The 757-nt window shown below is 73.3% G+C and carries 1 protein-coding gene; it reads right to left on the bottom strand.

Annotated elements, in window-relative coordinates; all coding sequences use genetic code 11:
- The coding region (locus KUM32_RS36735; protein ID WP_217146213.1) for an alpha/beta hydrolase fold domain-containing protein at window positions 1-650 on the bottom strand (650 nt) is incomplete at its 3' end.
- Between the last annotated feature and the right edge of the window lie 107 nt (window positions 651-757).

Genomic DNA, 757 nt, shown 5'->3' with positions numbered 1-757 from the left:
CGGGACGGGTGGTACGCGTACCGGGTGATCGAGGGGTGGTCGAACATCGCCTCGGTCATGTCGACCGCGGGGTTGACCAGCACCTGCGCCAGGAGTCGGAGGCCGGCCTCCCGCGCCCGGATGGCTGTGAGCGCGCTGATCAGCGCGCCACAGCTCTCACCGAAGACGGCCACACGCGCCGGGTCGACGCCCCACCGCGCGGCGTGGCGCACCACGTGCTGGAGCACGTCCCAGCCGTCGTCGGCGGCGTTCGCGAGCGGGCTGTCGGGGGCCAGGAGGCGGTGCTCGACCGAGACGACGAGGGCGGGCAGCCGCGCGGCGAGGTGACTGTTGGTCCAGTCGCACTGGGTCGCCGTGCCCACGAAGCCACCTCCGTGGACGTGGACCACGAGCGGCAGGTCGGTGCGGGCCGCGCCGTCGTCGCCTCCCGTCGGTGCCGGCCGGTAGACCCGCACCGGTACGGCACGGTCGGGCAGCGCGATCTCCCGCCAGTCGATCGCGGCGCCGGCGTGCGGCTCTCCGAGGAACGCCCGCGCCGCCTCGGAGGCCCGGAAGCGGTTCTCCGCGGCGCGGTAGACGAGCAGTTCCTCCGTCGTGATCGTCGCGAAGTCCGGCTCCGGCGGCCGTGTCGCGGCAGTCGTCTCGTTCACGTGTCCCTCTCCCCTCCCGGCCGGACGCCGGGTGTCGTCGCGGCTGGCCCGCGTGGTGCACTCGATTATGCACGCGGTGCGTGCAACAGCAAGTGCATGGATTAGGC

Source organism: Streptomyces sp. AC627_RSS907 (genome assembly GCF_019049165.1).
Note: the sequence above shows the minus strand (reverse complement) of the source record. Positions and strands in the feature narration are given on the sequence as shown.